1 protein-coding gene is annotated in these 387 nt (G+C 53.7%); it reads left to right on the top strand.

What is annotated here, in order from left to right:
* Positions 1-168 precede the first annotated feature (168 nt).
* Positions 169-387 (top strand): cyclic nucleotide-binding domain-containing protein (locus tag EOA32_RS38135; protein WP_145971552.1); only part of this gene is annotated, 219 nt, incomplete at its 3' end.

Here is a 387-nt window from a genome sequence, read left to right as displayed (position 1 = left end):
ATGCGGAACTTTGAAGTTCGGCGCAGCGTTGATGCAATTGGCTGATTTGCGCGGCGGGTGGGGCACGATGCATCGGCAAGGCCAGAACACACAAAGTTGTGTACAGCTGGCCTTTTGAAAGCAACTATTGTAGGTTGTGCATAAATTGAAACAAACTCGCGGGTCTCCATGCAGACGCTGTCGCAGTTCATAGGGTCACATCATTCGGGGGAAACATCGTCCAAGAACGAGTGGGCGAACAATGATTTTCTCGGCACCGCCAAGATCTACAAACCCCACTCGGTCCTGTGCCGCCAGGATGATGACGACGACACAATATTCATCGTGAAATCGGGTTGGGCCCTGCTCTACCGCGGGCTGCTGGACGGAGAACGGCAGATCATCGAC

This window comes from Mesorhizobium sp. M1A.F.Ca.ET.072.01.1.1 (assembly GCF_004023325.1).
Taxonomy (GTDB): Bacteria; Pseudomonadota; Alphaproteobacteria; order Rhizobiales; family Rhizobiaceae; genus Mesorhizobium.
Note: the sequence above shows the minus strand (reverse complement) of the source record. Positions and strands in the feature narration are given on the sequence as shown.